Annotated in this window: 23 protein-coding genes; 22 read left to right on the forward strand and 1 reads right to left on the reverse strand. The window is 57.4% G+C overall.

Annotation, left to right across the window (positions count from 1 at the left end):
* Nucleotides 1-144 precede the first annotated feature (144 nt).
* Nucleotides 145-951, forward strand: coding sequence for a trehalose-phosphatase (gene otsB / locus DVA43_RS03470; protein ID WP_103180099.1), 807 nt, complete (start codon nt 145-147; stop codon nt 949-951).
* Nucleotides 926-2350, forward strand: a complete 1425-nt coding sequence (otsA, locus tag DVA43_RS03475; RefSeq protein WP_103822410.1) for an alpha,alpha-trehalose-phosphate synthase — start codon at nt 926-928, stop codon at nt 2348-2350. Before otsB ends, otsA begins: the two co-directional genes overlap by 26 nt.
* 20 nt (nt 2351-2370) lie before the next feature.
* Here the strand turns inward: otsA and uspC are convergent, their stop codons facing one another.
* Complete coding sequence (uspC, locus tag DVA43_RS03480) at nt 2371-2799, reverse strand: universal stress protein UspC (RefSeq protein ID WP_103822409.1); 429 nt, start codon at nt 2797-2799, stop codon at nt 2371-2373.
* Nucleotides 2800-3590: 791 nt separating this feature from the next.
* On the opposite strand from uspC, the gene flhD reads away from it, so the two are divergent.
* The 20 genes from flhD (at nt 3591) to DVA43_RS03580 (ending at nt 24976) form a co-directional block, all read left to right on the forward strand.
* On the forward strand, nt 3591-3941 hold the full coding sequence (gene flhD / locus DVA43_RS03485; RefSeq protein ID WP_103180096.1) for a flagellar transcriptional regulator FlhD: 351 nt from the start codon (nt 3591-3593) through the stop codon (nt 3939-3941).
* 2 nt (nt 3942-3943) lie between these two features.
* Nucleotides 3944-4522 carry a flagellar transcriptional regulator FlhC gene (gene flhC, locus DVA43_RS03490; protein ID WP_103180095.1) on the forward strand — a complete coding sequence of 193 codons (579 nt, stop codon included), beginning with the start codon at nt 3944-3946 and terminating at the stop codon, nt 4520-4522.
* 122 nt (nt 4523-4644) lie between these two features.
* Nucleotides 4645-5532 carry a flagellar motor stator protein MotA gene (motA, locus tag DVA43_RS03495; RefSeq protein ID WP_103180094.1) on the forward strand — a complete coding sequence of 296 codons (888 nt, stop codon included), beginning with the start codon at nt 4645-4647 and terminating at the stop codon, nt 5530-5532.
* Nucleotides 5529-6458: a flagellar motor protein MotB gene (gene motB / locus DVA43_RS03500; RefSeq protein WP_114314589.1), complete on the forward strand. Its 930-nt coding sequence runs from the start codon at nt 5529-5531 to the stop codon at nt 6456-6458. Before motA ends, motB begins: the two co-directional genes overlap by 4 nt.
* Before the next feature lie 4 nt (nt 6459-6462).
* Nucleotides 6463-8490, forward strand: coding sequence for a chemotaxis protein CheA (cheA, locus tag DVA43_RS03505; protein WP_114314590.1), 2028 nt, complete (start codon nt 6463-6465; stop codon nt 8488-8490).
* Between the two features lie 21 nt (nt 8491-8511).
* Complete coding sequence (cheW, locus tag DVA43_RS03510) at nt 8512-9015, forward strand: chemotaxis protein CheW (RefSeq protein WP_032611989.1); 504 nt, start codon at nt 8512-8514, stop codon at nt 9013-9015.
* Nucleotides 9016-9491: 476 nt separating this feature from the next.
* The gene (locus DVA43_RS03515; RefSeq protein WP_103822407.1) at nt 9492-10061 is read left to right on the forward strand and encodes a spore coat protein U domain-containing protein; all 570 of its coding nucleotides are present in this window, start codon (nt 9492-9494) and stop codon (nt 10059-10061) included.
* Nucleotides 10062-10117: 56 nt separating this feature from the next.
* Nucleotides 10118-10621, forward strand: a complete 504-nt coding sequence (locus tag DVA43_RS03520; RefSeq protein ID WP_370463897.1) for a spore coat U domain-containing protein — start codon at nt 10118-10120, stop codon at nt 10619-10621.
* Nucleotides 10622-10637: 16 nt separating this feature from the next.
* Nucleotides 10638-11393, forward strand: coding sequence for a molecular chaperone (locus DVA43_RS03525; RefSeq protein WP_114314591.1), 756 nt, complete (start codon nt 10638-10640; stop codon nt 11391-11393).
* Nucleotides 11369-13750, forward strand: coding sequence for a fimbria/pilus outer membrane usher protein (locus DVA43_RS03530; RefSeq protein WP_114314592.1), 2382 nt, complete (start codon nt 11369-11371; stop codon nt 13748-13750). The genes DVA43_RS03525 and DVA43_RS03530 overlap by 25 nt, the downstream gene beginning before the upstream one ends.
* Entirely contained in the window at nt 13747-14709 is a 963-nt protein-coding gene (locus DVA43_RS03535) for a spore coat U domain-containing protein (RefSeq protein ID WP_114314593.1), read from the forward strand. Before DVA43_RS03530 ends, DVA43_RS03535 begins: the two co-directional genes overlap by 4 nt.
* An 83-nt stretch (nt 14710-14792) precedes the next feature.
* Nucleotides 14793-16448, forward strand: coding sequence for a methyl-accepting chemotaxis protein II (gene tar / locus DVA43_RS03540; protein WP_114314594.1), 1656 nt, complete (start codon nt 14793-14795; stop codon nt 16446-16448).
* A gap of 44 nt (nt 16449-16492) precedes the next feature.
* A complete protein-coding gene (tap, locus tag DVA43_RS03545; RefSeq protein ID WP_114314595.1) occupies nt 16493-18094 on the forward strand; it encodes a methyl-accepting chemotaxis protein IV in 1602 nt (533 codons plus the stop codon).
* A gap of 23 nt (nt 18095-18117) precedes the next feature.
* Nucleotides 18118-18984 (forward strand): protein-glutamate O-methyltransferase CheR, encoded by an 867-nt coding sequence (gene cheR, locus DVA43_RS03550; protein ID WP_114314596.1) that lies wholly within the window; start codon nt 18118-18120, stop codon nt 18982-18984.
* On the forward strand, nt 18981-20030 hold the full coding sequence (locus tag DVA43_RS03555) for a chemotaxis response regulator protein-glutamate methylesterase (protein WP_114314597.1): 1050 nt from the start codon (nt 18981-18983) through the stop codon (nt 20028-20030). Before cheR ends, DVA43_RS03555 begins: the two co-directional genes overlap by 4 nt.
* Before the next feature lie 16 nt (nt 20031-20046).
* Nucleotides 20047-20436 (forward strand): chemotaxis response regulator CheY, encoded by a 390-nt coding sequence (gene cheY / locus DVA43_RS03560; RefSeq protein WP_032611971.1) that lies wholly within the window; start codon nt 20047-20049, stop codon nt 20434-20436.
* Nucleotides 20437-20446: 10 nt separating this feature from the next.
* A complete protein-coding gene (gene cheZ / locus DVA43_RS03565; RefSeq protein ID WP_103822399.1) occupies nt 20447-21091 on the forward strand; it encodes a protein phosphatase CheZ in 645 nt (214 codons plus the stop codon).
* Between the two features lie 273 nt (nt 21092-21364).
* A complete protein-coding gene (gene flhB / locus DVA43_RS03570; protein WP_103822515.1) occupies nt 21365-22513 on the forward strand; it encodes a flagellar biosynthesis protein FlhB in 1149 nt (382 codons plus the stop codon).
* Nucleotides 22506-24584: a flagellar biosynthesis protein FlhA gene (flhA, locus tag DVA43_RS03575; RefSeq protein WP_114314598.1), complete on the forward strand. Its 2079-nt coding sequence runs from the start codon at nt 22506-22508 to the stop codon at nt 24582-24584. The genes flhB and flhA overlap by 8 nt, the downstream gene beginning before the upstream one ends.
* The gene (locus DVA43_RS03580) at nt 24584-24976 is read left to right on the forward strand and encodes a flagellar protein FlhE (RefSeq protein WP_114314599.1); all 393 of its coding nucleotides are present in this window, start codon (nt 24584-24586) and stop codon (nt 24974-24976) included. The genes flhA and DVA43_RS03580 overlap by 1 nt, the downstream gene beginning before the upstream one ends.
* Nucleotides 24977-25058: the final 82 nt, after the last annotated feature.

A 25058-nucleotide genomic window follows, 5' to 3' on the forward strand; every position in this document is an offset into this window, starting at 1 on the left:
GACTTAACTTTTAAGTGTAGCCCCCCTTCCCAGCCGCAGCGGGAAGGGGGATGTCAAATGGCGAGCCCCGTCACACTGTCTATACTTACATGGCTACTGAGATGTTTGCCGTTTTTCATCTCGCCAACTGTAAGGAGGATCAGGGTGGCCGATACGTTAACTTCACCGCCTTTACTATCAGAAAACTTTGCGTACTTTTTCGACCTCGACGGGACCCTTGCTACCATCAAGCCACACCCCGATGAGGTAGTTGTTCCCGCAGAAGTATTACAGGCACTGAATCAGCTGGCACAGCTGAATGAGGGGGCACTGGCATTGATATCAGGGCGTTCAATGGCCGAGCTGGACCAGCTCGCCAGACCCTACCGTTTCCCGCTTGCCGGTGTACACGGGGCGGAGCGCCGCGACATCCATGGTCATTCGCAATCCGTTTCTCTTCCCCCGGATCTGATCCAGACGCTGCATGCGCAGCTTACAACGGCGCTTTTATATCTGCCTGGCACCGAACTTGAAGCCAAAGGGATGGCATTTGCAATCCACTACCGTCAGGCTCAGGAATATGAGAAGAATATTTTCGCCCTGGCGGAACAGATCGTGCACGACAATCCGCAGCTGTCACTCCAGCCAGGTAAATGTGTAGTTGAAATCAAACCGAGAGGGATCCATAAAGGCGAGGCTATCTCAGCCTTTATGCATGAAGCGCCTTTCCTCGGCAGAACGCCGGTTTTCTTTGGTGATGACCTCACCGATGAGCATGGCTTTGAAGTGGTGAATCAGCTTAAAGGGGTATCAGTGAAAGTCGGCGCAGGTGAGACCAAAGCCAGCTGGCGGCTGGCTACGGTACCTGATGTCTGGCAATGGGTAATAAAAGCCGCTAACCATCAACAAGAACAAGAAATAGCGCAAATTAACAGGAGAAAACCTTATGGGTCGCTTGATCGTAGTTTCTAATCGCATCGCTCCCCCGGATGATAAAAAAGCCAGCGCAGGTGGCCTGGCAGTTGGGGTGCTGGGGGCGTTAAAAAGTACGGGGGGGCTCTGGTTTGGCTGGAGTGGAGAGATTGGTAATGAGGACAAACCGCTAAAAAAGGTGACGCGCGGGAATATCACCTGGGCCTCGTTTAATCTCAGTGAACAGAATTACGATGAGTATTACAGCCAGTTCTCCAATGCCGTGCTTTGGCCAGCCTTCCACTATCGTCTGGACCTGGTAAAGTTTAAGCGCGAGGCTTGGGAAGGGTACACGCGGGTCAATAGCCTGCTGGCCGATAAGCTGCTGCCGTTAGTCCAGCAGGACGACGTGCTATGGATACACGATTATCATCTGCTGCCGTTCGCCAGCGAGCTGCGCAAGCGCGGCGTCAACAACCGGATTGGCTTCTTCCTGCATATTCCGTTCCCGACCCCGGAGATCTTCAACGCGCTGCCGCCGAGCGACGAGCTGCTTGAACAGCTCTGCGATTACGATCTGCTGGGCTTCCAGACCGAAAATGACCGCCTGGCCTTCCTCGACAGCGTGGCCAGCAAAACGCGCCTGACGGCACATGACGATGACACGCACTCCGCCTGGGGCAAGCGCTTCCGCACCGAGGTCTATCCGATTGGTATTGAGCCGGACGAGATTATCGAGCAGGCCTCCGGGCCGCTGCCGCCTAAGCTGGCGCAGCTGAAAGAAGAGCTGAAGCACGTAAAAAACATCTTCTCTGTTGAGCGTCTGGATTACTCCAAAGGGCTGCCGGAGCGTTTTCAGGCCTATGAGACCCTGCTGGAGAATTATCCTGAGCACCACGGTAAGATCCGCTATACCCAAATCGCACCGACCTCGCGCGGCGAGGTGCAGGCCTATCAGGATATCCGACATCAGCTTGAGAACGAAGCCGGTCGCATTAACGGCCGTTACGGCCAATTGGGCTGGACGCCGCTGTTCTATCTCAACCAGCATTTTGAGCGCAAAATCCTGATGAAGGTGTTCCGCTATGCCGATGTCGGCCTGGTCACGCCGCTGCGTGACGGGATGAACCTGGTGGCGAAAGAGTATGTCGCCGCGCAGGATCCGGCCGACCCGGGCGTGCTGGTGCTGTCGCAGTTTGCCGGTGCCGCTAACGAGCTCACCTCGGCGCTGATCGTTAACCCGTACGATCGGGACGATGTTGCCAATGCTCTGCACCGTGCGCTGAATATGCCCCTCACGGAGCGTATTTCACGCCATGCCGATATGATGAAAGTGATCCGCGAAAATGATATTGACCGCTGGCAGGCGCGCTTCACTGAGGATCTGAAGCAGATTACTCCCCGCAGCGTGGAGAGCAATCTGCAAAAAAAGGTCGCAACGTTCCCTAAACTTGCCTGATAAATATTCCGCTCAGGGCATTAAACTGCCCTGAGTGGAATTAACAGCACATCCACTTTACTGTTGTTAACGATTGTTTTTGCGGAACAAGCTGCACGTGAAAAAAAGCTGTGGTTATGATTTCCGCATATCACCAAGTCAACACGTTGTTTGTGACATATATCAAGTATCCTCTCGCTTAATTCTCCCGTTGCACAAAGCGTTTGTGCAATGGGATATTCTGCACGCGCAATAAGATCATCCAGAAATTGCTGGGTTTCCTCCTGAAGAACGCCACGAATATCTTCCAGCATCGGTGCGGCCAGTTGATTGTACATTTCAGGATCGGCGGAAAGGGTGACCAGAGTGATGCGTGCCTGAGTCGGTCGGGCGATAGCGACCGCTTTGGCGACCAGTTGATGGCTTTCGGGGGAAACTGAAACAGAAACAAGGATATGGGAGTAACTCATGGTACCCTCCGGACGTATCTGTACATTAGCTATTCCTCAGCTTTAGCGCGATTTTTTAGCCTTCGCAAGGGGTGAAGGTGACATTCATGTGATACTTATCATAATTATTCATTAAATATTCTTATGTAATGAATAGCGCTAAACCCTCATAAGGGGGGTAAAGCCGCTATCTTAACGTAAATCATACAAATATATTCCCTGCAAAAACAAGGGGATTTACCTCTTCGCAACATCCATTCAGCCATAAACGTAATAAAATACTTACGATTTGACTCTGACATTAATTCTTTAATTTCAATATCTTATTATATTGTTTCTATCTTAGATATGGTGGGCTGTTTTGCAAATTTGTTACTTGTCAACCCCAGGCAAGTAACGTGCCTGGTTTCTTCATACTTCTGCATGAATATTCGGCGATACAGAATATATCCTTGCCTTATTTGTTCAAAAAACAGACAAATTAGAAGTGACGCTGATGGGTTTTTGGTTCACATTCACCTAAATTATGTGACGTAGATCACATTTATTTTAAATTTCAGGCGAGGCCGCATTGTATGTCCTACAGTGGACGGGTAAAGTTGCCGCGAATTAGGAAAAGTCTTAGTTAATTGTAAGAAGCGATAAATGTGTAAGAGACAAAATTTGTTTTTCTTAACGTGATTCATCGATACAAAACTTAATTCAACTATGCGTTTTAGCCTTTTCTTTTTTTTTACCGGGGTTTTCCCGGCGACATCACGGGGTGCGGGTCGACCGCACAAGAAATTAAAGTGTTATTCGGGAAGGGATAAATGAACACATCCGAATTGCTAAAACACATTTATGACATCAACCTGTCATATTTATTGCTTGCACAACGTTTGATTAGCCAGGATAAAGCCTCCGCAATGTTCCGTCTGGGCATTCAGGAAGAAATGGCCACCACGCTTGGCGGTTTAACGTTGCCGCAGATGGTGAAACTGGCCGAAACAAACCAACTGGTTTGCCAGTTCCGCTTTGATAATCACCAGACCGTCACGCAACTGACTCAGGAATCCCGCGTGGATGACCTGCAACAGGTTCACACCGGCATTCTGCTTTCTACCCGTTTGCTTAACGAAATCAGCCAGCCTGATGACGTAGCCCGTAAGAAAAGGGCTTAAAAATGAGTGAGAAGAGCATTGTTCAGGAAGCGCGTGATATTCAACTGGCCATGGAACTGATTACGCTAGGTGCTCGTTTGCAAATGCTTGAAAGCGAAACCCAGCTGAGCCGTGGTCGTCTTATCAAATTGTACAAAGAATTACGTGGCAGCCCACCACCAAAAGGGATGTTGCCATTCTCTACCGACTGGTTTATGACCTGGGAGCAGAATATTCATGCTTCCATGTTCTGTAATGCCTGGCAGTACCTGCTCAAGACCGGCTTATGCAGCGGCGTTGATGCGGTCATTAAAGCGTACAAACTTTACCTCGAGCAGTGCCCGCAGCCTGAAGAAGGCCCTTTGCTGGCCCTGACCCGCGCATGGACATTGGTGCGTTTTGTTGAGAGCGGATTGCTGGAACTCTCCCGCTGCAACTGCTGTAGCGGCAACTTTATCACCCATGCACATCAGCCCGCAGGCAGCTTCGCCTGCAGTTTGTGCCAACCACCGTCTCGTGCGGTAAAAAGACGTAAACTTTCCCGGGATGCTGCCGATAGTAATCCACAACTGCTGGATGAACAGATCGAACAGGCTGTTTAACCCGAACGTGTGGGCAAGGATCCAGCAGCGGTAAGAGATTACCGCTGCTTTTTTTTGCCCCGCAGAAGGATAAACCCCGACCTGCGCATCCTGGCTACAGTCACTAGCGGAAGGATGATGTCGTGCTTATCGTATTAGGTTACCTGGTAGTTCTCGGTACAGTTTTCGGCGGTTACATGATGACCGGCGGGCACCTTGGGGCACTCTATCAACCGGCCGAACTGATTATTATCGGTGGTGCAGGGGTGGGGGCGTTTATCGTTGGCAACAACGGCAAGGCGATCAAGGGAACGTTAAAAGCGTTGCCGTTACTGTTCCGTCGTTCGAAATACACCAAAAGTATGTATATGGACCTTCTGGCGCTGCTCTACCGCCTGATGGCCAAGTCGCGTCAACAGGGAATGTTCTCCCTGGAGCGCGATATTGAGAATCCGAAAGAGAGCGAGATCTTTGCCAGCTACCCGCGCATTATCGCCGATAAGATGATGCTTGAGTTCATTGTCGACTATCTGCGTCTCATCATCAGCGGCAACATGAACACCTTCGAAATCGAAGCGTTGATGGACGAAGAGATCGAAACGCATGAAAGCGAAGCTGAAGTCCCGGCTAACAGCCTGGCGATGGTGGGGGACTCCCTGCCGGCGTTCGGTATCGTTGCGGCGGTTATGGGGGTGGTACACGCCCTGGCCTCGGCGGATCGTCCGGCGGCTGAACTGGGCGCCTTGATCGCACACGCCATGGTGGGAACCTTCCTCGGCATCCTGCTGGCGTACGGATTTATCTCTCCGCTGGCGACCGTATTGCGTCAGAAGAGCGCTGAAACCACCAAAATGATGCAGTGCGTCAAAATCACGCTGCTCTCGAATCTTAACGGTTATGCCCCGCCGATCGCGGTAGAGTTTGGCCGTAAAACCCTCTACTCCAGCGAGCGTCCGTCGTTTATTGAGCTTGAAGAGCACGTGCGCGCTGTGAAGAACCCAAACCAGCAGACGAGCACTGAGGACGCATGAAAAACCAGTCCCATCCCATCGTCATAGTCAAAAAGCGCAAGCATAAAGGGCATGGAGGCCATCATGGTGGCTCGTGGAAAATCGCCTACGCCGATTTCATGACCGCGATGATGGCGTTTTTCCTGGTGATGTGGCTGATCTCTATCTCCAGCCCGAAAGAGCTGATTCAGATCGCAGAGTATTTCCGTACCCCGCTGGCGACGGCGGTGTCGGGGGGGCCGCGCATCTCCAACAGCGACAGTCCGATCCCGGGCGGTGGAGATGACTATACGCAAAAGCAGGGTGAGGTGAAGCGCGAGCCGAACGTCGACGAGCTGAAAAGACGCATGGAGCAGAGCCGCCTGAAAAAACTGCGCGGCGATCTGGACCAGCTGATCGAAGCGGATCCGAAGCTGCGCGCCCTGCGTCCACACCTGAAGATCGATCTTGTTCAGGAGGGGCTGCGCATTCAGATTATCGACAGCCAGAACCGTCCCATGTTTAAAACCGGCAGCGCCGATGTGGAGCCCTATATGCGCGACATCCTGCGCGCCATTGCGCCAGTGCTGAATGGGATCCCTAACCGAATCAGTCTTTCCGGTCACACCGATGACTTCCCTTACGCCGGTGGCGAAAAAGGGTACAGCAACTGGGAGCTCTCGGCGGATCGTGCAAACGCATCCCGTCGTGAGCTGGTGATCGGCGGGCTGGACGATGGCAAAGTGCTGCGCGTCGTCGGCATGGCCGCCACCATGCGCGTGACCGACCGCGGCCCGGACGACGCCATCAACCGCCGTATTAGTCTCTTAGTGCTCAACAAACAGGCAGAGCAGGCCATCCTGCACGAAAACGCCGAAAGTCAGAATGAGTCACTGGATGATTTAAAACAGCCAGGCCCTGCGCCTTCGGCTGCCGTTCCAACATCGCCACCAGCCAATCCGAGGTGATAGCGTGAGCATGGATATTAGCGATTTTTACCAGACGTTTTTTGATGAAGCCGACGAGTTGTTGGCGGATATGGAGCAACACCTGCTGGACCTGGTGCCCGAGGCGCCGGATTCAGAGCAGCTCAACGCCATATTTCGCGCAGCTCACTCCATTAAAGGAGGCGCCGGTACGTTTGGCTTTACCATTTTGCAGGAAACCACCCATCTGATGGAGAACCTGCTCGATGAGGCCCGACGCGGTGAGATGCAGCTCAATACCGACATTATTAACCTGTTTTTGGAAACGAAAGACATTATGCAGGAACAGCTCGATGCCTACAAAAGCTCGCAAGAGCCGGACGCTGCCAGCTTTGAATATATCTGCAACGCGCTGCGTCAGTTAGCGCTGGAAGCCAAAGGCGAGACGGCAGCCGTTGCCGTCAGCCCGGCCAAACTGAGCGTTGTTGAGCCCGCTCCGGCGGCCGCGCCTGCCGCTGACGACCGTCTGCGCGTGGTGCTGTCCGGCCTGAAAGAGAGCGAAGTTAACCTTCTGGAAGAAGAGCTGAGCAATCTCGCTACCCTGAGCAACGTGGTGAAGGGCAAGGACACGCTGGCAGCTAACCTCGACGGCGGCATCAGCAAAGATGACGTCATCGCCGTGCTCTGTTTTGTCATTGAACCCGAGCAGATCGACTTTGAGACCGTGACCGATGCACCGGCTGCAGAGACGGCGGAAGTGGCTGAAGTCGCGGCTGCACCTGCGGTACCGGCCGTGGCAACTGCCGCGCCTGCGCTTAAAGCCGTTCCGGGCGAATCCGCTGCGCCAAATCGCGGCGAGCGTGAAAAACCGGCCGCTCGCTCCAGCGAATCGACCAGTATTCGTGTCGCTGTAGAAAAAGTGGATCAGCTGATCAACCTGGTGGGCGAACTGGTGATCACCCAGTCAATGCTGGCCCAGCGCTCTAACGAGCTGGACCCGGTCAACCATGGCGATCTCATCACCAGCATGGGCCAGTTACAACGTAACGCCCGCGATCTGCAGGAATCGGTGATGTCCATCCGTATGATGCCGATGGAATATGTCTTCAGCCGCTTCCCGCGTCTGGTGCGTGACCTGGCGGGCAAGCTCAATAAGCAAATCGAACTGACGCTGATGGGCAGCTCCACCGAGCTGGATAAGAGCCTGATTGAGCGCATTATCGACCCGTTAACGCACCTGGTGCGTAACAGCCTTGACCACGGGATCGAACTGCCGGAAAACCGTGTTGCCGCAGGGAAATCCCCGGTGGGTAACCTGATTTTGTCTGCGGAACACCAGGGCGGGAACATCTGCATCGAAGTGACCGATGACGGCGCAGGCCTGAACCGCGAGCGTATCCTGGCGAAAGCGATGTCTCAGGGGATGGCGGTCAGCGAAAACATGACCGACGAAGAGGTGGGCATGCTGATCTTCGCCCCAGGCTTCTCCACCGCGGAGCAGGTCACAGACGTCTCCGGGCGCGGCGTGGGTATGGACGTGGTGAAACGTAACATCCAGGAGATGGGCGGCCACGTTGAGATCAAGTCGAAGCAGGGCTCAGGTACCACTATCCGCATTCTGCTGCCGCTGACGCTGGCGATCCTCGACGGCATGTCGGTCAAAGTGGCGGACGAAGTGTTCATCCTGCCGCTGAACGCCGTGATGGAATCGCTGCAGCCGCGTGAAGAAGATCTGCACCCGCTGGCAGGCGGTGAGCGCGTGCTGGAAGTGCGTGGCGAATACCTGCCGCTGGTGGAACTGTGGAAAGTGTTCGACGTGGACGGCGCCAAAACTGAAGCCACGCAGGGGATTGTGGTCATTCTGCAAAGCGCAGGCCGCCGTTACGCCCTGCTGGTCGATCAGCTGATTGGTCAGCATCAGGTGGTGGTGAAGAACCTCGAGAGCAACTACCGCAAAGTACCTGGCATTTCAGCCGCCACCATCCTCGGCGATGGCAGTGTGGCGCTGATCGTCGATGTTTCGGCGCTTCAGGGATTAAATCGTGAACAACGTATGGCGCACACAGCCGCCTGATTCAGTTAAGAAGGTAAAAAAATGACCGGTATGAGTAATGTAACTAAGCTGGCCGGCGAGCCATCAGGGCAGGAATTCCTGGTTTTCACCTTAGGTGACGAAGAATACGGTATCGATATTCTGAAGGTGCAGGAGATCCGTGGCTATGATCAGGTGACCCGCATTGCCAACACGCCAGATTTCATCAAAGGTGTGACCAACCTGCGTGGCGTTATCGTGCCAATCGTCGACCTGCGCGTGAAGTTCAGCCAGGGCGACGTCGAGTATGATGACAACACGGTCGTGATCGTGCTCAATCTGGGCCAGCGCGTGGTCGGGATTGTGGTTGATGGGGTTTCCGATGTCCTCTCCCTGACCGCCGAGCAGATCCGCCCGGCGCCGGAATTCGCGGTTACGCTGTCCACCGAATACCTGACCGGTCTGGGGGCGCTCGGTGACCGTATGCTGATTCTGGTGAATATCGAGAAGCTGCTGAACAGTGATGAGATGGCGCTGCTGGATGTGGCGGCAAGTCACGTAGCCTGAGGCCATCACCGCTGCGGCGGCCAGGACAACACTTCAAGGGACCATGCTGGTCCCCTTATTTATTTCTCCCGCTATGCGCCGACCAGCTCTTATTTTCTTCCCGTTATTTATTCAGGTTGTGAATATATTCATAACCAAAATTCAGGTAATAGTTTCTCTGACTTAACTGTTATTTAACTGCCATTAAAATTACCAATGAAAACAAGAGGATATATTGTGATATGTATCACATTATTCCTATTTTTTATCTCGCCCGGCCTCAATATTCAGGCGTTTTAAAAATGTATCCGCTTGTTATTTAAAGATAATTATTGTCAATACGCCATTTGTCTTAGCCGTCTGGCTAAAGTGGTTGTTCGCGATACCTTAATCTAAATTAATTTTAACCACCTATTAACAATAGTAATAGGTGCTAACAATTTGAGCGTTATCAAAAATAGAGGATAACGACGGCGACATTTTCTGGAGGGTGGAAAATGAACAGAAAACTTTTGGTGTTATTGGCGGGATCGGCTCTGGCGATGGCGACAGTTCCGGCACAGGCGGTAACCAGCAGCGGGACCATTGGCGCAACCCTGACCTTGACCAACGGTTGCCTGATCAACGGCTCGCCAAACCAGAACGGCATTAACTTCGGTACCCTGGATTTCGGTACCCATCCGGCAACCTTCTCGACGCTCACCACCCAGCTCACCGGGGCCAACGGCGGCAATACCTTTACCATCCAGTGCACCACCGACAGCTACACGGTCGCCATTACCGGCAATACCAACTCCACCGCGCCGGGAACGGTTGTGGGTACGCCCGGCACGCCGGCGCGCTATCTGGTCAACACCGCGAATACCGCTCAGGGTGTGGCATACAGCCTGTTCAGCGACAGCAGCTTTAACAACGTGATCGCCAATAACGCGCCGATCCCGGTGGCCTCTACCGCAGGCGGGGTTAATAGCTACACGCTCTATGGCCGTATTACTGGCGGCGGCAACAGCGTCACCGTGGTACCTGGCACCTACACCGACACCATAAACGTCAGCGTCACTTACTAGCCGCGCGATTGATGAAGCGCGTGACCGTATCACTCCTGCCGCGGAGTGAGGGGAGGCTGCACGCCGTTTTTGGCCTGGTCGCCCTGATATTGACGACGACCGGCGCCCGGGCGGTGACCAGCCAGTCGTTTCAGGTGAATGCAACCATTACCCCCGGCTGCTCGGTGACCTCCGGCACCGGCGGGGTCCTGGGGGCGCTCAATTTTGGCAGCTACAGCGGGGTGCAGAGCGGCCAGGTCAGCACCAGCTTTGTGCCTAATGGTTCGCTAAGTATCGCCTGCACGCCGGGGGTGGCGCTGAGCATGAGCATCGACGGCGGGCAGAATTACGCCTCGGTGCGCAATATGCAGCGCGCCGGCGGTACCCAGCGGGTCGCCTACCGGCTCTACAGCAGCAGTTCGCTGGGGGCGAACAGCGAAATCGGCGTTAACCAAGCCATACCCGTAACCTATACCAATAGTAATAACATCGCCCTGCCGCTGTTTGGCGTGGCGCTTCTGACGGGCTTTAGCCCGGCCGGGAACTATTCAGATCAACTCACCGTGACCTTGTCCTGGTGATACAGGGAGAACGACCATGAAGGCATTTGCAAGCGGCCCGCTGGCGCTGCTGGTGGCGCTGGGGATAACGGCGCACGCCGCCCAAGGCGCGGCATCCATTCTACTCTGGCCCATCGATCCCTGGCTGTCGGCCGATACCAAAGCGACCGAGCTGTGGGTGCAAAACCAGGGCAACAGCGCCACTACCATGCAGGTGCGCATAGTGCGCTGGCGCCAGGAGGGCGGCCTTGAGCGCTACACCGCCCAGCAGGAGGTGGTCGCCAGCCCGCCGATTGTCACTATTGCCAAAGGCAGCAAGCAGCTTATTCGCCTGATTAAACAGGGCGGGGTGCCGATGGGGGTTGAACAGGCCTACCGCATTATCGTCGACGAAATTCCCCAGCCTCAGGACACCACCACGCCGCAGATCGGCCTTAAGCTGCAGATGCGCTACTCCATTCCGCTGTTTGTTTACGGGCAGGGGATCGAAACCATTAAAGAAGGGGAACATCATGCCTTTGCCGAGCCGCGTAACCTGAGCTGGCGGGTTATCCGCGAAAACGGCCAGTCCGCGTTGCAGGTACGTAACCGGGGCGATGTGCATGTTCGGCTCAGCCAGGTCTCCCTGACCCAGGGCGGACAGAAAAGGAGCATGGCGGACGGTCTGCTGGGGTATGTTCTGCCGGGCAGCGAACGCAGCTGGCCTCTCCCCTCAGGCATCACCCAGCCGGGCCAGATGAGTGCGCAAATTAATGCCAGGGATACCGAATGGCAGTCGGCCCCCGTCAACTGAAACCCACGATGATGATCCTGCTTTGCGTCTCCACGGCAGGCTGGGCCAACACCGGCGACGATGCGCTACCGCCGCCGCCCGCGCCCCAGTCCCTGAACGACGAAGCGGTCTTTCAGCTGGCGCTGATCGTCAACCACTACGATACCGGGCTGGTGGTGCCTGTCACCCGGCGCAACGGCGATTATCTGGTCTCCAGCGCTGACCTGCTGCGCGCAGGCCTGCCGCCGGAAAATGTCCCGCCGGGGGAGGTTAATCTGACGACCCTCGCCGGTGTGCGCAGCGAGTATGACAGCGCCGGGCAGCGCCTGCTGTTGAGCGTGCCCCGGGAGTGGATCTCCGCCCGGGTCACCCCCTTTGGCGGCGAGCTGACCCAGAGCACCCCCCACTACGGCAGAGGGGCGCTGCTCAACTATGACTTCTATACCAGCAAGACCGATCATGCAGGCGGGCAGGCCTCGCTCTGGCATGAGTTCCGCTATTTTGACGAGCGGGGGTCTTTATCCTCCACCGGCTTTGTGCGCAAAAACCTCTCCGGCGGCGGCATGCAGGAGGGATACGTGCGTTACGACACCACGCTGCTGGTCACCCATGAAGATAATGCCACCACCTGGACCGCCGGGGATGTCATCAGCGATGCCGTCAGCTGGAGCAGCAGCGTGCGTATGGGGGGCATCAGCTATGGCCGGGACTTTTCGCTCCGCCCGGATCTGGTCACCTGGCCGCTGCCGGAATTTTCCGGCGAGGCGGCGGTACCCACCTCGGTAGATCTGTTCGTCAACGGCTATCGCGCCGGATCCACCCGCCTGCAGCCGGGACCGTTCACCCTCACCAATCTGCCCTATATCAACGGCGCGGGAGATGCGGTCCTGGTCACCACCGATGCGCTGGGTCGCCAGGTGAGCACCACGCTGCCGTTTTACGTCACCAGCGAACTGCTGAAGGCAGGGCTGAGCGACGGAGCCGTGACCCTCGGCAGCCTCCGCCGTAACTACGGGATTGAAAGTTTTGATTACGGCCCGGCGGCGGGGAGCGGCTCTTACCGCTACGGGCTGACCGACTGGCTGACCCTCGAAGGACATGGGGAAGGGGCCGAAGAGCTGGCGCTGGGCGGTTTGGGCACGGTGGTAAAAATGGGGCGTTTCGGCGTGGTTAATACCGCGTATACCCGCAGCCGGATGCGCGGTGAAGAGGGCGGGCAGGTGAACTGGGGCTACCAGTACAGCACCAGCGAATTCAGCATTGCTACCCAGCACAGCCGCCGGGATCGCGGCTTTGGCAACCTGGCCCTCTACGACCAGCCGACGGTATACGACGAATTCAACCAGCCCATCGCCAGCCTTAGCCGCAATACGGACCAGTACTCCCTGAGCCTTAATTTAGGCGATTATGGCAATATCGGCGCCGCCTGGATTGGGGTGGAGAGTTTCGACAGCGATAAAACCGAGCTGCTCAACCTCTCCTGGAGCCGCAACCTGTGGCGCAGCAGCAGTATCTACCTTGCCGCCAGCCGGGACCAGCAGCGGGGAGACTGGACGGTCGCCCTGTCGCTGCAAATTCCGCTCGGCGAACGCGACAGCGCCGCCGTCACCCTGGAAAACACCCCGGACGCGGGCAGCACCCAGCGCATCAACTACAACCACGCCATGCCCACCGATGGCGGTTTTAGCTGGAACATGGCCCTGGCGAACCAGTCTCGATCCCGCAGCTACCAGCAGGCCTCGCTGGGCTGGCGTAACAACAATATTGAAGTGCAGGGCGGCACCTACGGCGAGCGCGACATGATGACCTGGTGGGGCGAGGCGCTGGGCTCGCTGGTGCTGATGGACGGCGAACTCTTTGCCGCCAATAAGATCAACGACGCCTTCGTGGTCATCAGCACCGACGGCAAGCCCGACGTGCCGGTGAGCTACGAAAACCAGCCGGTGGGGAAAACCAACCAAAACGGCTACCTGCTGGTGAGCGGCGTATCTGCCTACTATCCGGCGAGCTACAGCATCAACACCCTGAACCTGCCCGCCGATACCCGGCTAAAAGAGACCGAGCGGCGGGTGGCGCTGCGCCGCAACAGCGGCTATCTGGTGGACTTTCCGATGGAGGAGGAGCGGGTCGCCAGCGTGATCCTGCACGACGGCGAAGGTCAGGATATTCCGCTCGGCAGCCAGGTGCGCCGCGCCTCCCGCGCCCCGGCCACCGTGGGCTATGACGGCATCGCCTGGCTGGAGAACCTGAACGACGTTAACCCGCTGGAGGTGCGCACCCCGGAGGGCAAATACTGCCATGTGACCCTGACTCTTGCCCCTAATCCGGACCATAAGCTGCAAACTTACGGCCCGCTGACCTGCAGGCTGGCACCATGAGGCGCCTGCTGCTGTTACTGCTGCTGTTGGTCTCCGGTACCGGCTGGGGGGCCTGTACCGTCAGTACCGTCAACGCCAGTTTTGGCAGCGTGACCTCCTTCGCCCTGAGCGGCAACAACGAGGTACAGACCACCGGCACCCTGGTGGTGAATTGCGATGCGGTGCTTAACCTGCTGACCAACGACTCCATTACCCTCAACTACACCGGCGCCACCGTCACCGCCGCCAGCCGCGCCACCCTGAAGCGCACCGATAACGCCACTATCACTGACGTTATCCCCACCCGGCTGTGCGGTGCGTCGGGCTGCACCGGCACCAGTGAAGTGCAGATCGCCCGCTCCTATACCTGGAGCGGCAGCACGCTGCTGGGGCTGCTGGGTTCCAGGCAGTACAATATTCCGCTCTATTTCCGCACCGTTGCCGGGCAGAACGTCAGCGCCGGGCCCTATCAGGTGACGCTTAACTTCAGCGTTAATTACAACGTCTGCCAGGTGGGGGCTGTGGGCCTCTGCCTGACCCCCCAGACCGGTACGGCGGTGACCAGCATCACTCTCAATATGAACGTCACCAATGACTGCAGCGCCATGACCACCCCGAATATCAACTTTAACAGCGCGCCGCTGGTACAGAATTTCCCCACCATCTCTCAGTCCATCGCCGTCACCTGCACCAAGGGCAGCGCCTATACCATCGGCATCAATAACGGCCTCAACGCCCTGAATAATGTCCGGCGCATGGCCAGCGGCAACAACCGCATGAGCTATGAGATCTATAAAGAGGCCACCGCCAACCGCTGGGGCGTCAGCGGCACCGAGCGCTGGTCGAGCGGAGCATCATCCCAGGTAAGTACCGACGGCCTGCTGCGCACCTATAACTACACCGCCCGCATCCTCCCTAACCAGACCACGCCCCCTGCCGGCAACTACAGCGATACCCTCGTGGTAGACGTCGCGTTCTGAACCGCGCTTTTCCCTTTCGCAAATGTAAAGTTCCTCTCAGTTGTGCCGATAACACCGAGAACAAAACAATGAGAAGGTGTTGTATGTTGAACCGTATGCGCGTTGTGACAATGCTGATGTTGGTGCTGGCTGTCTTCGCTCTGTTGCAGCTCGTCTCCGGCAGTCTCTTTTTCTCTTCCATTAAAGCCAATCAGGACAGTTTTGCGGTTTCGAACGAATTCCGTGTTCAACAAAGTGAAATCACCTCCACCTGGGATTACCTGCTGCAAACGCGCATCAACCTGAGCCGCGCCTCCGCACGTATGGTGACCGATCCCGCTAAGCCACAAACGGAACTGATGAACAGCGCCCGCACTACGCTTGCGGAAGCGGATAAACACTTCAAGGCTTACAGCGCCATCCCTCCACAGCCGTCGATGGAGCAGGTGAGCCAGACCATCAATGAGACATACCGGGACTATGCTGCGGCGCTCACTGAACTGATCCAGTTCCTTGATAACGGCAACATGGAGGCCTATTTCGCCCAGGCAACCCAGTCGAAACAGAACGCGCTGGGGACCGCCCTGCGGGATTACGTTACCGCATCCGACGCGCGTAACCAGGCGGCGTTTAATGCCAGCGTGAAAGATTACACCTTCGCCAAATGGCAGATGGGGATCCTGGCGCTCGCCCTGGCGATCGTACTGGTGGGGGTCTGGTACGGCATTCGCCATACCCTGCTTAACCCGTTAAACCGCGTAATCGACCATATCCGTCACATTGCCAGCGGCGATCTGACCCAGGCCCTGACCATCACCGGGCGCAGCGAAATCACCCAGCTGGCCATCAGCGTTGACCACATGCAGCGCTCGCTGAGCGAGACGGTGGCGAACGTGCGTCAGGGCTCGGAGGCCATCTACACCGGCACCAGCGAAATCGCGATGGGTAACAACGACCTCTCCTCCCGCACCGAGCAACAGGCGTCGGCGCTGGAAGAGACCGCGGCCAGCATGGAGCAGCTCACCGCCACCGTGAAGCAGAATGCGGATAATGCCCGTCAGGCCTCGCAGCTGGCGAACAGCGCCTCGGAAACCGCACAGCGCGGCGGCAAGGTGGTGGATGGCGTAGTGAAAACCATGCACGACATCGCCGGAAGCTCGAAGAAGATCGCCGACATTATCAGCGTGATCGACGGTATCGCCTTCCAGACCAATATCCTGGCGCTGAACGCCGCGGTGGAAGCGGCGCGTGCCGGTGAGCAGGGGCGTGGCTTTGCGGTAGTCGCCGGTGAAGTGCGTAACCTCGCCAGCCGCAGCGCCAATGCGGCGAAAGAGATTAAAGCCCTGATTGAAGATTCTGTCGCACGCGTCGACACCGGCTCGGTGCTGGTTGAAAGCGCGGGCGAAACCATGAATGACATCGTGAATGCCGTTACCCGCGTCACGGACATTATGGGGGAAATCGCCTCCGCTTCCGATGAGCAGAGCCGTGGTATTGACCAGGTGGCCCTGGCGGTATCGGAAATGGATCGCGTCACACAACAAAACGCCTCGCTGGTTCAGGAGTCCGCAGCCGCTGCGGCGCAACTGGAAGAGCAGGCGAGCCGTCTGAAGATGGCCGTCTCGGCGTTTCGTCTTAACTCTGGACCTGCAAGCACGGTTTCATCGCGCGTCAGCCCGCAACCGGCCTCGCCGGTTAACGCACCGGCATATGTACGCGCAGTGGCAACCGGTAAAGATGAGAACTGGGAAACATTTTGATTGTACGTTAAATCGCGGCTGCTGGCCGCTAAATGGGAGCGTGGATGTTAAATCGTATTCGTATCTCGACCACCCTGTTTTTGATTTTGATTCTCTGTGGGGTGTTGCAGGTTGGCAGTAACGGCTTGTCATTTTGGGCTTTTCGCGATGGTTATCAAAATTTACAGGAGATGCAGGGCAGTAATCAGCAGCGTGAACTGCTTACCCAGAGCCGGGCAGTCTTGTTGCAGGCCAGCACGGCGCTGAATAAAGCGGGCACCTTAACCGCCCTGAGCTATCCGCCCGATGACATTAAGGCGCTGATGGTGACCGCGCGCGGTAGCCTGAAGCAGGCGGATGGTCTGTTCAAAGCCTTTAGCGGCCAGGCGGCGATTAGCGCGAAGGACGCAGAGCTGAAAAAAGCGATGCAGGGTGCGTTCAGCCAGTGGTATGGCGATCTGGAGCATCAGGCGACGTGGCTTGAGAACAACCAGCTGTCAGATTTCCTGACCGCGCCAGTGCAGGAATCGCAGGCGGCATTTGACGCCAGCACCGACGCCTGGCAGCAGGAGAACAATAACTTTGTGCAGGCGGCGGGGAATGACAGCCGCAACAGCTACCACATGTCCGGCGTGATTTTCGCCACCATGATTGTGCTGGCGGTGTTGCTGACCAGCGCCGCGCTGTTCTGGTCGCGCAAGATGATTGTCCAGCCGCTGGCAATTATCAGCAGCCATTTCGACAGCATTGCCAAAGGCGATCTGGCGCGGCCGGTGGCGGTATACGGCAAAAATGAAATTTCGGCCATTTTCGCCAGCCTGAAGGCGATGCAGGGCTCGCTGCGTGAGACAGTATCCGAGGTGCGTCAGGGCAGTTACGCCATGCACACCGGGATCGCCGAAATTGCCGAGGGCAATAACGATCTCTCTTCGCGTACCGAGCAGCAGGCGGCATCGCTGGCGCAAACGGCAGCCAGCATGGAGCAGTTGACCGCCACCGTCGGGCAGAACGCCGACAACGCCCGCCAGGCTTCTGGTCTGGCGAAGAGCGCGGCGCAGACGGCGAAGAAGGGGGGCGAACAGGCGTCCCACGTGGCGAACACCATGAATGAGATCGCCGCCAGTTCGCAAAAGATTGGCGACATCATCAGCGTGATCGACGGCATCGCGTTCCAGACCAATATTCTGGCGCTGAACGCCGCGGTCGAAGCCGCCCGCGCGGGCGAGCAGGGTCGTGGCTTTGCGGTGGTGGCCGGCGAGGTGCGTAACCTGGCGAGCCGCAGCGCCAACGCGGCGAAAGAGATTAAGGTGCTGATTGAAGAGTCGGTGTCCCGCGTTCAGCAGGGTTCGGAGCTGGTGGATACGGCGGCGAAAACCATGACCGAGATCGTCAGCTCGGTCACCCGGGTTAACGACATTATGGGTGAAATCGCCTCCGCATCCGATGAACAGCGCCGCGGTATTGAGCAGGTAGCGCAGGCGGTAAGTCAGATGGATCAGGTGACTCAGCAGAACGCCGCGCTGGTGGAAGAGGCCGCCGCAGCCACCGATCAGTTAGCGGGCCAGGCGGATCACCTTACCTCGCTGGTGGCTGTATTTAATGTCCATGAACGTGTTGAAGCAGTAACAGAAGTCGGGCGGTCGCAGGCCGTACCAGTCGGAACCTGAACGTGATTAAGTAAGAAGGCGCTATGACATCACCACTGCCCTCAGGGCAATCGTCATTATTGTTACAGATGACACAGCGCCTCGCGCTGTCCGACGCGCATTTCCGTCGGATATGTCAGTTAATCTACCAGCGCGCGGGAATTGTGCTGGCCGATCACAAGCGGGACATGGTCTACAACCGCCTTGTGCGTCGCCTGCGCACGCTCGGACTGGATGATTTTGGTCGCTATCTGGGGATGCTGGAAGCAAATCCAAACAGCGCGGAATGGCAGGCGTTTATCAACTCCCTGACCACCAACCTGACCGCCTTTTTCCGGGAAGCACACCACTTCCCGGTGCTGGCGGAGCATGCCCGCCGCCGCAGCGGTGAGTATCGCGTCTGGAGCGCGGCGGCGTCGACCGGGGAAGAGCCTTACTCGCTCGCCATCACCCTGGCCGACACGCTGGGTACCGCCCCGGGCCGCTGGAAGGTGATCGCCAGCGATATAGATACCGAGGTGCTGCAAAAAGCGCAGAGCGGAATCTATCGCCAGGAGGAGCTAAAAACGCTGTCACCCCAGCAGCTTCAGCGCTACTTCATGCGCGGCACCGGTCCGCACGAAGGGCTGGTGCGGGTGCGTAGCGAACTGGCAAATGCGGTGGAGTTCTCCATGGTCAATCTGCTGGAGAAGCAGTACAACGTGGCGGGGCCCTTTGACGCCATTTTCTGTCGTAACGTGATGATTTATTTCGACAAAACGACGCAGCAGGAGATCCTGCGCCGCTTTGTTCCGTTGCTCAAACCTGACGGTTTACTGTTTGCCGGGCACTCGGAGAACTTCAGCAATCTTGTGCGCGAGTTTAGCCTGCGTGGCCAGACGGTATATGCGCTGAGTAAGGATAAAGCATGAGTAAAATCAGGGTCTTGTCAGTTGATGATTCAGCGTTAATGCGCCAGATCATGACTGAGATTATCAACAGCCACAGCGACATGGAGATGGTGGCGACGGCCCCCGATCCGTTGGTAGCCCGGGATTTAATTAAAAAATATAACCCCGACGTGCTGACGCTGGATGTCGAAATGCCGCGCATGGACGGCATCGACTTCCTCGAAAAGTTAATGCGTCTGCGGCCGATGCCGGTGGTGATGGTCTCTTCACTGACCGGCAAAGGGTCCGAAATCACCCTGCGGGCGCTGGAGCTGGGGGCGGTGGATTTCGTCACCAAACCGCAGCTCGGCATTCGCGAGGGGATGCTGGCGTACAGCGAGATGATCGCGGAAAAAATTCGTACCGCGGCCAGGGCGCGGGTTGCCACGCATAAGCCGCTGGCGGCCCCGACCACCCTGAAAGCCGGTCCGCTGCTGAGCTCGGAAAAGCTGCTGGTTATCGGCGCCTCTACCGGCGGAACAGAGGCAATTCGTCATGTACTCCAGCCATTGCCGCTCTCAAGCCCCGGTATTCTGATCACTCAGCATATGCCGCCAGGCTTTACCCGCTCGTTCGCGGAGCGTCTGAACAAACTGTGTCAAATCAGCGTGAAAGAGGCGGAAGATGGCGAACGCGTTCTGCCGGGGCATGCCTATATCGCTCCGGGCGACAAGCATATGGAGCTGGCGCGCAGCGGCGCTAACTATCAAATCAAAATTCATGACGGGCCGCCGGTTAACCGGCACCGTCCGTCGGTGGATGTGCTGTTTCATTCGGTGGCGAAACACGCGGGGCGCAACGCCGTTGGGGTGATCCTGACGGGGATGGGCAACGATGGCGCCGCCGGAATGCTGGCGATGCACCAGGCTGGCGCCTGGACCATCGCGCAGAATGAAGCAAGTTGTGTGGTGTTCGGCATGCCGCGCGAGGCCATCAATATGGGTGGCGTCAGCGAAGTGGTCGATCTTAGTCAGGTTAGTCAGCAGATGCTGGCGAAAATCAGTGCCGGACAGGCAATACGTATTTAACGAGGAGTGTAGTTTTATGGCGGACAAAGAGCTCAAGTTTTTGGTTGTGGATGACTTTTCCACCATGCGTCGCATCGTGCGCAACCTGCTGAAAGAGCTGGGTTTCAATAACGTAGAAGAAGCAGAAGATGGCGTTGATGCGCTGAACAAACTGAATGCCGGCGGCTTTGGTTTTGTTATTTCTGACTGGAACATGCCGAACATGGATGGTCTGGAACTGCTGAAAACCATTCGTGCGAATGCTGCGATGGCCTCTATGCCTGTGTTGATGGTGACGGCTGAAGCGAAGAAAGAGAACATCATTGCTGCGGCACAGGCTGGCGCAAGCGGATATGTGGTGAAGCCATTCACCGCGGCAACCCTGGAAGAAAAACTCGGTAAGATCTTCGAGAAACTCGGCATGTGAGGTACGGGAGATGATGCAGCCTTCGATTAAACCTACGGATGAGCATTCACCCGGCGACATAATTGCCCGCATCGGCAGCCTGACGCGTATGTTGCGCGACAGCCTGCGTGAGCTGGGCCTGGATCAGGCGATTGCGGAAGCGGCGGAAGCGATTCCCGATGCCCGCGACCGTCTGGATTATGTTGTACAGATGACTGCCCAGGCGGCAGAGCGTGCGCTGAACAGTGTTGAAGCGTCGCAGCCGCATCAGGACGAGATGGAAAAGGGCGCAAAAGCGCTGACCAAACGCTGGGACGACTGGTTCGAAAATCCGATCGAACTCTCCGACGCCCGCGAACTGGTGACCGATACTCGTCACTACCTGAAAGCGGTGCCGGACCATACCAGCTTCACTAACGCCCAGCTGCTGGACATCATGATGGCGCAGGATTTCCAGGACCTTACCGGTCAGGTGATCAAGCGCATGATGGATGTGATCCAGGAGATTGAGCGTCAGCTGTTAATGGTGCTGCTGGAGAACATGCCGGAACCTTCCGCACGTCCACAACGCGAAAACGAAAGCCTGCTGAATGGCCCCCAGCTCGACACCACCAAAGCCGGTGTCGTGGCAAGCCAGGATCAGGTGGACGACCTGCTGGACAGCTTAGGGTTCTGATAACCTGCGTTTTGCTGGCATTGCCGGGTGGCGCTGCGCTTACCCGGCCTACAAAACCTGCAATATCATCATATTGTGCGGTCCCGGTAGGTCTGTGCAAGCGAAGCGACTCCAGGCAAAAACGCCACCTGTAAAGGTGGCGTTTTTTTCCCTCGTTTTCCCTGTCGCAACCGAAAGCCCTAAATCAGCCCTTTTCACGCCCCTAATTAACGCATTGGTCAGGCGCGGCTTTGGCATCATATCGTCCAGACCTCTACCTGCGAGATGCTTGCCGTGGCAGAAGACAGCGACGACAAAACAGAAGCCCCCACACCCCACCGACTTGAAAAAGCGCGTGAGGACGGGCAAATACCCCGATCCCGAGAACTCACCTCGCTGCTGATTTTATTGGTTGGCGTGTGCATTATCTGGATAGGCGGGGAGTCCCTTGCCCGCAGACTGGCCGGTATGCTCTCGGCCGGGCTGCGCTTCGATCACAGCATGGTCAACGACCCTAACCTGATCCTCAGCCAGATTATCCTGCTGATCAAAAGCGCGATGGTCGCGCTGCTGCCGTTAATCACCGGCGTGGTGCTGGTGGCTATCGTATCGCCGGTGATGCTGGGCGGGCTGGTGTTCAGCGGGAAATCGCTGCAGTTTAAATTCTCCAAGCTGAACCCCTTGCCCGGCATCGCGAGAATGTTCTCCGCGCAGACCGCCGCCGAACTGCTGAAAGCATTGATGAAAGCGACGCTGATGGGCAGCGTGGCGGGATTTTTTATCTGGCATAACTGGCCGGAGATGATGCGCCTGATCAGCGAGTCGCCGTTTACCGCCATGCGCAACGCGCTCAATCTGGTGGGGCTCTGTTCGCTGCTGGTGGTGCTCTCGATTATCCCGATGGTTGGATTTGACGTCTTCTTCCAGATCTACAGCCACATTAAAAAACTGCGCATGTCCCGCCAGGATATCCGGGATGAACATAAGCAGATGGAAGGTGACCCGCACGTTAAAGGGCGTATCCGCCAGATGCAGCGTGCCGCTGCACGTCGCCGGATGATGGAAGATGTACCGAGAGCGGATGTGATTGTCACCAACCCAACCCACTACTCCGTTGCGCTGCAATATGACGAAGACAAAATGAGCGCGCCTAAAGTGGTGGCGAAAGGGGCGGGGCTTATCGCGCTGCGCATCCGTGAAATTGGTAATGAAAACCGTATCCCGATGCTGGAAGCGCCGCCACTGGCACGTGCGCTCTACCGGCATGCGGAAATAGGACAGCAGATCCCGGGCCAGCTCTATGCCGCTGTGGCGGAAGTGCTGGCGTGGGTATGGCAGTTGAAGCGCTGGCGTCTGGCCGGTGGTCAACGGCCTGTTAAACCTGAGAATCTCCCGGTGCCTGCCGCGCTGGATTTTATGAACGAGAAGGACTCTGATGGCTAATCTGGTGGCAATGTTGCGCCTCCCCGGCAACCTGAAATCGACTCAATGGCAGATCCTTGCCGGGCCGATCCTCATCCTGCTAATCCTGTCGATGATGGTGTTGCCGCTGCCGGCATTCATCCTCGACCTGCTTTTCACATTCAACATTGCGCTCTCCATTATGGTGCTGCTGGTGGCGATGTTCACCCAGCGCACCCTGGAATTCGCCGCGTTCCCGACCATTCTGCTCTTCACCACGCTGCTGCGTCTGGCGCTGAACGTGGCCTCTACCCGTATCATTCTGATGGAGGGGCATACCGGCGGCGCGGCGGCAGGTAAGGTGGTTGAGGCCTTCGGCCACTTCCTGGTCGGCGGCAACTTCGCCATCGGGATCGTGGTGTTTATCATCCTTGTGATCATCAACTTTATGGTTATCACCAAAGGTGCGGGGCGTATCGCTGAAGTGGGCGCGCGTTTCGTGCTGGACGGGATGCCGGGCAAACAGATGGCGATTGACGCCGATCTGAACGCCGGTCTGATTGGCGAAGATGAAGCGAAAAAACGCCGTGCTGAAGTGACCCAGGAAGCGGACTTCTACGGCTCGATGGACGGTGCGAGTAAGTTCGTTCGCGGCGATGCCATCGCCGGTATTCTGATCATGGTGATCAACGTGATCGGCGGCCTGCTGGTGGGCGTGCTGCAACACGGAATGGCCATGGGCCAGGCAGCAGAAAGCTACACGCTGCTGACCATTGGAGACGGTCTGGTCGCCCAGATCCCGGCGCTGGTGATCTCCACCGCAGCCGGCGTGATCGTAACCCGCGTCGCCACCGATCAGGATGTCGGCGAGCAGATGGTCGGGCAGCTGTTCAACAACCCGAACGTGCTGATGCTCTCTGCTGCGGTACTGGGGCTGCTGGGCCTGGTGCCGGGCATGCCGAACTTCGTCTTCCTGCTGTTTACCGGCGCGCTGCTGGGGCTGGCTTGGTGGCTGCGCGGGCGCGAATCTAAACCGAAGGCTGAACCTGCACCCGTTAAAATGCCGGAAAACACCCAGGCAGTGGAAGCCACCTGGAATGACGTCCAGCTGGAAGATTCGCTGGGGATGGAAGTCGGCTACCGCCTGATCCCGATGGTCGATTCCCAACAGGATGGCGAACTGCTGGGACGTATCCGCAGTATCCGTAAAAAGTTTGCCCAGGACATGGGCTTCCTGCCGCCGGTGGTGCATATCCGCGACAACATGGATCTGCCCCCTGCGCGCTATCGCATCCTGATGAAAGGGGTGGAGATCGGCAGCGGAGACGCCTATCCGGGGCGCTGGCTGGCCATTAACCCTGGCACCGCAGCGGGTACGCTGCCGGGCGAACAAACCATCGACCCGGCCTTTGGCCTGGCCGCTATCTGGATCGAAAGTGCCCTGAAAGAGCAGGCGCAGATCCAGGGCTATACCGTGGTGGAAGCCAGTACCGTCGTGGCAACTCACCTTAACCACCTGATTGGTCAGTTCTCCGCAGAGCTGTTCGGCCGCCAGGAGGCGCAGCAGCTGCTGGATCGCGTCACTCAGGAGATGCCGAAGCTCACCGAAGATCTGGTGCCGGGTGTCCTGACCCTGACCACGCTACACAAGGTGCTACAGAACCTGCTCGACGAAAAGGTGCCGATCCGCGATATGCGTACCATTCTGGAAACCCTGGCCGAGCATGCACCGCTGCAGAACGATCCGCACGAGCTGACGGCAGTGGTGCGCGTGGCGTTAGGCCGCGCCATCACCCAGCAGTGGTTCCCTGGTACCGGCGAAGTGCAGGTGATTGGGCTCGATACGCCGCTTGAGCGTCTGCTGCTGCAGGCGCTCCAGGGCGGCGGCGGGCTGGAGCCGGGGCTGGCGGATCGTCTGCTGGCGCAAACCCAGGAGGCGTTGCAGCGTCAGGAGATGCTGGGGGCACCGCCGGTGCTGCTGGTGAATCATGCCCTGCGTCCGCTGCTCTCGCGCTTCCTGCGCCGCAGCCTGTCGCAGCTGGTCGTGCTGTCGAATATGGAGCTGTCGGACAACCGACATATCCGCATGACCGCCACCATCGGAGGCCAATAATGCGTAAATTACTCTGGTTACTGGCCCTGCCGCTGATGGCGCAGGCCGCAGGGGAGGGGGCATGGCAGGCCAGCAGTATCGGCCTGACCCTTACCCACCGTGGCGTGGCGGCTTCGTCACGCCCGCTGTCGGCGCAGCAGCCGGTATCGGGCCTGATGACTCTGGTGGCCTGGCGCTATGAACTCAATGGCCCGACCCCTGCCGGGCTGCGGGTGCGGCTCTGTTCCCAGACGCGCTGTACCGAACTGGACGGGGCCAGCGGCACGACCCATGCGTTCAACAACGTGCCCACCGTCGAGCCGCTGCGCTTTATCTGGGAAGTCCCCGGCGGTGGTCGCCTTATCCCGGCCCTGAAGGTCCAGCGTAACGAAGTGATTGTGAACTACCGCTAACCCTCTGACCCCATTCCGTTCGCCCGAACGGAATGGGGGTGTCGTTCAGCAGGCTTCGTTATTTTTCCTTCTCTTCTTGCCC

Origin of the sequence: Leclercia sp. W6 (genome assembly GCF_003336345.1) — a bacterium.
Taxonomy (GTDB): domain Bacteria; phylum Pseudomonadota; class Gammaproteobacteria; order Enterobacterales; family Enterobacteriaceae; genus Enterobacter.